This window comes from Methanospirillum sp., from assembly GCF_028679455.1.
Taxonomy (GTDB): domain Archaea; phylum Halobacteriota; class Methanomicrobia; order Methanomicrobiales; family Methanospirillaceae; genus Methanospirillum.
Genome location: NZ_JAJRBM010000260.1, coordinates 1 through 7247 on the forward strand (window position 1 = coordinate 1; position 7247 = coordinate 7247).

Genomic DNA, 7247 nt, shown 5'->3' on the forward strand with positions numbered 1-7247 from the left:
ATAAGGAGTTGACCCAGGGTTTCTTTCTTTTTCACCGGTACTCTGAATCATCGCACCACACTGATTTGAGGCGATGATTTAGTTAGCTACAATATATTAAAAAAACTTTTAATTCAGCCAAAGTATTTTCAAGGAATACAACCAACATAGATGTACCGGACAGAGGTCGTTTCAAGGAGATCCGATCCAGGAATTGATAAGAGATGATGCAATCGGGCGAACTATTATGCTCCAGTTTCACATAATTGGATGCTTGTTTCATCATACACACTGATTCATCCTCTTACCGTACCCTTGAAATCCTCTTCGGTTTGAAACACTACTCTTCTCTGAAATGATGAAAATTTGTAGGCCGGACATCCCTCACATAGCAATGTTATTTCCTGGCGACAGAATACCTGATTACCCCTTTCGGGCACGTATCTGAACAGTTTGCACACAGAATGCAGTCCGGATCTTCCATGTTTCCCGCCCGTACCATCCGGTGCACATCAAGACCCATCGGACATTCGTTCTTACACTTGTTACAATCAATACACTGGTTTGCAGCTGCATTCAGCTGGAGAGCGGGCCATCCTGCCAGATTACGAATTAAACGGCCTGCAACTATAATCCCGGCTATCGGGCAGAGAACATGACAAAATCCTCGCCTGCCTGTGAAGAATGCCACTATAAAGATGATAAAAAAGATTAATGCAACCATCATCAGGACCTCTAACGAGGAGATCGAGATCCCTCCTACCGTACCGTAGAACGGATCAACTGCATGAATTCCTCCTGCAGAAAACATGGATAATCCAATGACCCCCAGCCAGAGTACAGTAACTCCGTATTTGATCCAGTCACGCCAGCCGCCGATAACGGTATGTTTCATGAGTGGAGAACATATCTCCTGCCATGCACCCATCGGACAAAGCCATCCGCACCATAAGCGGCCTACGAAAAGGGAGAGGATGAAAAGCAGGATAAAGAGCAACATACTGCCTGATGCAATACCTTCTGCTGCTCCCATCATGATAACGATGGGGGAAACATAGAATATCGTTACCGGAATGAGCAGAAATGAAATTATGAGAAGTATTTTTCGAATATTCTGCCGGGATACCGATTTCAATGATTTGTCTGTAGCCATACCGTGTTACATATCGGCATACACATCAATAAAACAGGCATATTCAGAATTCCCCAAAATGGTACACACTCCCAACCGTATTCAGAATCACCTGATCCGGCATCTCTTCAATAAACCGGGTTATTGCTTCCCAGCCTGTGCAATGAAGTGGAATGACATACCGGGGTTGAATCTCATGCATTGCAGCAACTGTTTGATTAATAATTCCGTTGAAGTACGCACCTGACAGATGAAATCCTCCGATAACTGCATAAACCTGATCTACCCCGGTGATCGTGCGGGCATACTCGATCGTGTTGATGACCCCGGCATGAGCACAACCGGTAATTATCACCAGTCCTTTTCCTTTCAGATTCAGGATAACCGCCTGATCATCATGAAAGATATCAGGAACCCAGGAGTCAGATTCTTCCACATAATAGATCGGATTACTCTGTTCAAATTCGGTAGTGCGTGCAATCTCTCCGGTTATCAGGATCCGATCCTGCCAAAACATGGTAGGACTTGGCGTAAAGAGAAGTTCTGCTCCTGCATTCTTGCATGCAATCATATCCGGAGGGGAAATCTCAATAAATGGCTTATCGGAGAACCGTTTTTGTCTCTTCGAAAAAGATCCGGGATGCACATACACCGGAACAGGTCGGGCAGCATACTTGAGGACTTCTACCAGAGAACCTACATGATCATCATGGCCATGACTGATCACCAGAGCGGCGATATCATGCAGGGATATCCCAAGACGGGCAGCGTTATACAAAAGGGAGACCTTGGAGGCACCAGCATCCATCAGAACTGATATTGACTCGTCACCGGACCATGCCATAATATGAAGTGAAAGACCGTGTTCGGCCAGTAAAACCTCACCATTTGGAAGAGGTGGTCGTTTCACAACAGGCGTGGTATCAGATCTGAGGAGATCGGTGTAGTTATCAACAAGGACTGTTATCCGGGCCCGGTCAACCTCATGCACCTTCATTCGTTTGCCATTATCCGCCGTTCTTCTTCGGTCACTTCGGCAAGAACTTCTGCTGTCGGGCCGATCATAATGATCTTCCCAAATCGCATGAGGGCACACCGGTCACAGATATCGCGGACAAATTCCATATCATGGGAGACCACGATGAAGGTATCTTCCATCTCCTCACGGGCATGCAGGATCGAATGCTTCACATCGATCTTGGTGATTGGATCCATCGTCCCGGTAGGTTCGTCCAGGACCACCATGGTCGGTTCCCGGATCAGAACCTGTGCCAGAGCAACCCGGTGACGTTCTCCCTCACTCAGGGTTCCGGGAAGACGGTTCAGAACCTCTTTACTCTTTTCTGCAGTAAATCCTGCCATCTTCAGCGTTATTATCGCTTTCTGCATCGCCAGTTCTTTGGGAAACTCAAGCCCGATGGCATCGGTGAGATTATCGAGGATACTCCGATGCGGAAAGAGATCATACTCCTGATGAAGCAGCCCGATGTACTGCTTTGCCCTTCCCCGGTGATCAAAACCCAGTTTGGTCATGTCAACCCATTCATCCCCTACGCGAATGTTGAGTTCGCCACTCGTAGGTTCGAGGATACCGGCGATCATCTTTGAGAGCGTTGTCTTTCCTGCACCAGAGGTGCCTACAATCCCGATGATCTCCTGATGATTGACCTCGAAACTGATGTTATTGACTGCCCGGATCAATCCACGGTCAAGTGAGACATATTGTTTGATCAGGTCACGGGCCTGCACAATCGGCTTGCCACAGGTAACCGCACAAAATTCTACGTCATCGTGATACCCTTCCATGAAGGTCGCCATCACCTCGTGTGGTGATCCAGATGCCCTGATCTCACCTTGTTCAAGGAGGATCGCTTTGGTGGCAACCTCATCGAGAATCTGGGTAAAGTGAGACGTCACCACCATCGCCATTTCAGACTTTGCAGCCGCTTCTTTGAGCATCTTATGGACGAGGAATGCGGTCTTCGGGTCCAGGGTTCCGGTTGGCTCATCAGCAAAGAGACAGAAGGGATCTTTTGCCAGCTGTCTGGCAAGTACAACCCGCTGTTTCTCTCCGCCCGAGAGATCACGGGCGATATGCATCATCCGATGGGAGAGATGAACCTGATCAATAAGGTCAGCAGCACGAGTTATCGCTTTTCCAGATGGATACCCGGTATCATCAAGAGCATGAAGCACATTATCGATGACACGGTCATTGCCATACAAGGCAAAGGTTCGCTGGAACATGATTGCATTTCTGGCAAGTATTCTCCGTTTTAAGAGTTCCTGATCAGGATTCCAGAAGTCTACATCAAGGGCTTTCATAACCCCGCCGCACTTCGGACAGACCTGCTCCGCATGGCTCTGAACGGTGACATAGTCGCAGGACGGACAGCCTGCGATATGGTAGATGATCTTCCCATTTGTCGGAGGCTGATCAACGCCACGGAGGAGATGAATCAGGATCGTCTTTCCGGCACCACTTCTGCCGATGACACCCAGTATCTCACCTTCATCCAGGGTGAAAGAGACATTTTTCAGGGCCGGGATGCCGTCAAACTCAAGCGTAAGGTTTTCGATGGTTATCAGTCTGGTCATAGTGATGGAGTTCAGATAGTTAGTACGTCGACCGTGATAATCGCGTTAATCAGAATATCAAAGGAGAATCGCTCAAGCCATCCTGCTTTCTCAAACATATTCATAAAGCAGATGCCAACCTTTGCACAATCCGGGTGTGCGTTGAATAATGCCTCTACTTGGTCCAGAGTTACAGTCATCCCAGGCATGGCTAACCCGCCCATCATGATGATAACCGAGGGATTCGTGACCGGGCACAGTTCCCCCGGTTGATATCCTATCCCATCGGTAAACACCATCTTCCGGGATTTCGTCTCATCCAGGAAGGGAACAAAGATAAAGGTACATGAAAGGGACCTGGCAGCATAACAGAGCAGTTCAACAAAGGGGGTGCAGGTTCCCGGAACCCCACAGAAAACTACTTCAGCTCCTGATGGGAGTGCCTTTTGTTCAAGATATTCTTTAAACGGTCGAAGCATTCCAGGAATTCCCTGATATGAGGTATGTATCATCGACGTATCTCCCACATGTACATTGAGGTAGCGTGCCCAGCAATACCGCTGGAAGAGTAGGTACAGTTAGATCAAAATAATGTTTATATATTTCTACCCGTACGGGTCGTATGTAATCGAGATCTAAAAATGGCAACAGGGTTGCCATTGTCTGCAGAGCATACGAAACCGGGTAATCTGATAACCGATCATTTATAGCTCATTACCCGGTAGCCATACAAGGTACTATATTAGGTGGCCTCTGGATTATGCGGAATAGAGCATCCTCTCGGACATAATCCACCGTCCTGTTTGGGACAATACGATTCATCTCTGCGGGGACATACTCCGCTATTCCGGCGTGAACAGCCGGTGACTTCGATCATTTTGCCATGAACGAGCGCATCGGTGACCTTCTTTCTGGCTTCATGAAGATCTTTCCAGAGCGTTTTTCGGGAAATCCCCAGGGTCTGTGCTGCTGCTTCCTGTTCCAGACCTTCAAGGTCTACCAGTCTCAATATCTCAATCTCATCAGGACGAAGCACAACTCGTTGGATATCATCCCAGATTTCACACTGAGGGCCATAACATCGGAGCGGGCCACAGCCGATGGGCCCCCTCCTCCCCCGTGGTCTCCCCCGCCGTGGGGAATTTGTGTCTTCATCAGCTGGATCAACCACCATGATCAGATATTATCGCTCCCAGATATTTTTAGTTCCCATGATTCCTGAGGGAACATAAGGCCAGCTTACCATTCAGGTTGTCTCCTGAAATTACTCCGACAAGTACAGACATGTCTTTTCGGAACCGTATATCCGTTGATTAACCCGGATAAGCGTACCATCAGATCAACAGTAACAGGAAGTACCAGGAGGTACTCATACGAACAAGAGATTAGGAACTCCGGGATGCTGGATCATCGAAGTTTTGTTTTAACGAGTGCAACCAGTAGTTCAACCTCATCAAACCTGGGATCTTCCATCCCGTTTTTTTCGTATCCCATTTTCAGTTGCAATCATCAATTATGAATTAAGTCAGAAATTATGGATAGTCGATACAGGATTCAAGATTATACGGATTGCATCTCCGAATTCTGTTTATTGCCATAGCCCATCCACGAATAAAACCATATTTCTCAAGAGCCATTATTGCATAATTTGAACATGACGGATGAAACCGGCATAATACATGTTTTTTCTGATTATAGGTTCTACCAAATCTACCATGCCAAATAGTTCGGATCCCAAAAATCGATAAAACAACGAGGGGATTATTTTTCATATTCAACGGTTTCTTCGGTATAATTTTTAGAACCACAATGAGGGCATGTTTTTAATCGGTCAATTTCTAATGCCTCATTACGAATATTTGAATTATGGTGTCTCTGTGCCGGTCCACCACACATTCCACAAGTAAAAACATTCGCTGGGTCGAGACATGCTGAGGTACCTTCACTACATGCGTACCATTTTAAGCTCGATTCTCTCTTTGCTAATGAGTGCCAAACGGTCCCGCATTGATTACATGTGCGCCGATATTCCTTTACAATCATAGTACTGTGTAGGCTTTTTTCTATAGAAATAGCCTTCTTTTTGTGTTTTAAAAGATCACGTGAAATGGAATCAAATTTTAAAAATAAGGTGGCAATGAGATGCACTTGGAAAGTCGATGATATGCAATGAGAGAATCAATACAAGGGCGTTAAATTTCTCGAACACGTGGCTTTGACATTCGTTCATGCAATAGTAATCACCATTACCATAATCTTTTCTCCGTCTGTCAGACCAGACTCTGGTTGTTGGTTCCTTTCCTCACTATCAGGTAATTTCTCACTCATCAGTATATTCAGGGTGAGCCTGACTGAACCCCCTGTAACCAACCGGTTCAAAGGAAGAACCAACCAGTCCAAGGGAAGAACCAGAGCGATTCTGGATATTTATAACCATATCTGCTAACCCTATAGTATGCGCCGAAGAAACGGCGATAATGATGTGAAATCAAAAGAGAACGATCCCTGGAGCCAGATTTTCGGTATCAGGGATTCGGGTGGACAACACCCGTTCTCCTGGATACCTGAATTAAGGAATGAACCATGAAGAGAAGAACAATCACCCAGATTACGACCCTTCTCCTCCTCATCTCAACGATCGTATGTATCATCACCGGAATAATCAAGTGGCCGGGACTGATCCCCGCATTGGGACTGACCTATCAGCAGGTACCCCTTGCACTGATGACTACAATCCATGACTGGTCAGGAATGGTAATGATGGCTCTGATTATGGCTCATCTGTACCAGTTCAGGGCCATGATGAAGCACATGGTCAGAGGACTGATACAATAGGAGTTATCTATGAACAGAAATTACATCGTATTAATCATTCAGATATGTTGTCTTCTGAGTTTTGTTACCGGGTACGTGATCGCACAGCCGTCATCAAGTAAAGACGGATGTCAGGATCCGCTGCTGGTGAGCCAGAGTGAAGAGAAGAAAGAAATCACCGATGCATCAGGAACTACCACCCTCATCGATGAGGCTACTCAGGCTGATGCAGATGCTCAGGCCGGAACCTGCCCGAAAGGATTTCATTGCAGTTGCCCGGGATGCCCACTTTACAGCGATGTGGACGAGGATAACTTCTGTGATCTCGGCGAAGAACCTGATGAATAAACGAAAGTGCAGTGATATCGCTACTAACACATCAAAGATACTCAGACAAAACAAAATCCTTTTTTTCTGATACCTGCACACCATCCAGAATGACATGCAGGAACAAAATTCTCGACCCCATTGATACCACAAGAGAAGAACTCTTCTGAATGATTACCCCATCAAAAGATTCAACTGTTATCCCTTCAGAGTATCACTCGGGAGTATCATGGATCCTCTTGCTGCAGTCCACTGGTCACCTTATCTTGCCGGAGCCGGGATCGGTATTGTCGTCTACCTTGCAATCCTCCTTTCCGGCAAACCACTCGGAACCGGGACTACGTTCACCGGTATTGCCGGGATGATTGAAAGCCTGTTTCGGGGACGAAAACTGGTATCTGAAAAACCCTACTTTCAG

General features: G+C 46.5%; 8 protein-coding genes and 1 pseudogene. 3 read left to right on the forward strand and 6 right to left on the reverse strand.

The window, feature by feature from the left end; genetic code table 11:
* Positions 1 to 376: 376 nt before the first annotated feature.
* The 6 genes from LUQ50_RS08660 to yidD form a co-directional block, all read right to left on the reverse strand.
* Complete coding sequence (locus tag LUQ50_RS08660) at positions 377 to 1132, reverse strand: 4Fe-4S binding protein (RefSeq protein ID WP_300039228.1); 756 nt, start codon at positions 1130 to 1132, stop codon at positions 377 to 379.
* A 43-nt stretch (positions 1133 to 1175) separates the two neighbouring features.
* Entirely contained in the window at positions 1176 to 2108 is a 933-nt protein-coding gene (locus LUQ50_RS08665) for an MBL fold metallo-hydrolase (protein WP_300039231.1), read from the reverse strand.
* Positions 2105 to 3709: a methyl coenzyme M reductase system, component A2 gene (gene atwA / locus LUQ50_RS08670; RefSeq protein WP_300039235.1), complete on the reverse strand. Its 1605-nt coding sequence runs from the start codon at positions 3707 to 3709 to the stop codon at positions 2105 to 2107. The genes LUQ50_RS08665 and atwA overlap by 4 nt, the downstream gene beginning before the upstream one ends.
* An 11-nt stretch (positions 3710 to 3720) precedes the next feature.
* Positions 3721 to 4200 (reverse strand): DUF2124 family protein, encoded by a 480-nt coding sequence (locus tag LUQ50_RS08675; protein WP_300039238.1) that lies wholly within the window; start codon positions 4198 to 4200, stop codon positions 3721 to 3723.
* 230 nt (positions 4201 to 4430) lie between these two features.
* Positions 4431 to 4862, reverse strand: coding sequence for a DUF134 domain-containing protein (locus LUQ50_RS08680; RefSeq protein ID WP_300039241.1), 432 nt, complete (start codon positions 4860 to 4862; stop codon positions 4431 to 4433).
* 358 nt (positions 4863 to 5220) lie between these two features.
* The gene (gene yidD, locus LUQ50_RS15960) at positions 5221 to 5460 is read right to left on the reverse strand and encodes a membrane protein insertion efficiency factor YidD (protein WP_367278980.1); all 240 of its coding nucleotides are present in this window, start codon (positions 5458 to 5460) and stop codon (positions 5221 to 5223) included.
* A gap of 811 nt (positions 5461 to 6271) precedes the next feature.
* Here yidD and LUQ50_RS08685 point away from each other — a divergent pair.
* The 3 genes and pseudogenes from LUQ50_RS08685 to LUQ50_RS08695 all read left to right on the forward strand — a co-directional run.
* Complete coding sequence (locus LUQ50_RS08685) at positions 6272 to 6523, forward strand: DUF4405 domain-containing protein (RefSeq protein ID WP_300039245.1); 252 nt, start codon at positions 6272 to 6274, stop codon at positions 6521 to 6523.
* Between the two features lie 9 nt (positions 6524 to 6532).
* Positions 6533 to 6850, forward strand: a complete 318-nt coding sequence (locus LUQ50_RS08690) for a hypothetical protein (protein WP_300039248.1) — start codon at positions 6533 to 6535, stop codon at positions 6848 to 6850.
* A 208-nt stretch (positions 6851 to 7058) separates the two neighbouring features.
* Positions 7059 to 7247 (forward strand): annotated as a pseudogene (locus tag LUQ50_RS08695) (hypothetical protein); the annotation flags it as partial.

Bases quoted from the DNA above. Each gene is read 5' to 3' on its own strand.
- LUQ50_RS08660 (WP_300039228.1), bottom strand. From the start codon at position 1,132: ATGGCTACAGACAAATCATTGAAATCGGTATCCCGGCAGAATATTCGA.
- LUQ50_RS08665 (WP_300039231.1), bottom strand. From the start codon at position 2,108: ATGAAGGTGCATGAGGTTGACCGGGCCCGGATAACAGTCCTTGTTGAT.
- atwA (WP_300039235.1), bottom strand. From the start codon at position 3,709: ATGACCAGACTGATAACCATCGAAAACCTTACGCTTGAGTTTGACGGC.
- LUQ50_RS08675 (WP_300039238.1), bottom strand. From the start codon at position 4,200: ATGATACATACCTCATATCAGGGAATTCCTGGAATGCTTCGACCGTTT.
- LUQ50_RS08680 (WP_300039241.1), bottom strand. From the start codon at position 4,862: ATGGTGGTTGATCCAGCTGATGAAGACACAAATTCCCCACGGCGGGGG.
- yidD (WP_367278980.1), bottom strand. From the start codon at position 5,460: ATGAAAAATAATCCCCTCGTTGTTTTATCGATTTTTGGGATCCGAACT.
- LUQ50_RS08685 (WP_300039245.1), top strand. From the start codon at position 6,272: ATGAAGAGAAGAACAATCACCCAGATTACGACCCTTCTCCTCCTCATC.
- LUQ50_RS08690 (WP_300039248.1), top strand. From the start codon at position 6,533: ATGAACAGAAATTACATCGTATTAATCATTCAGATATGTTGTCTTCTG.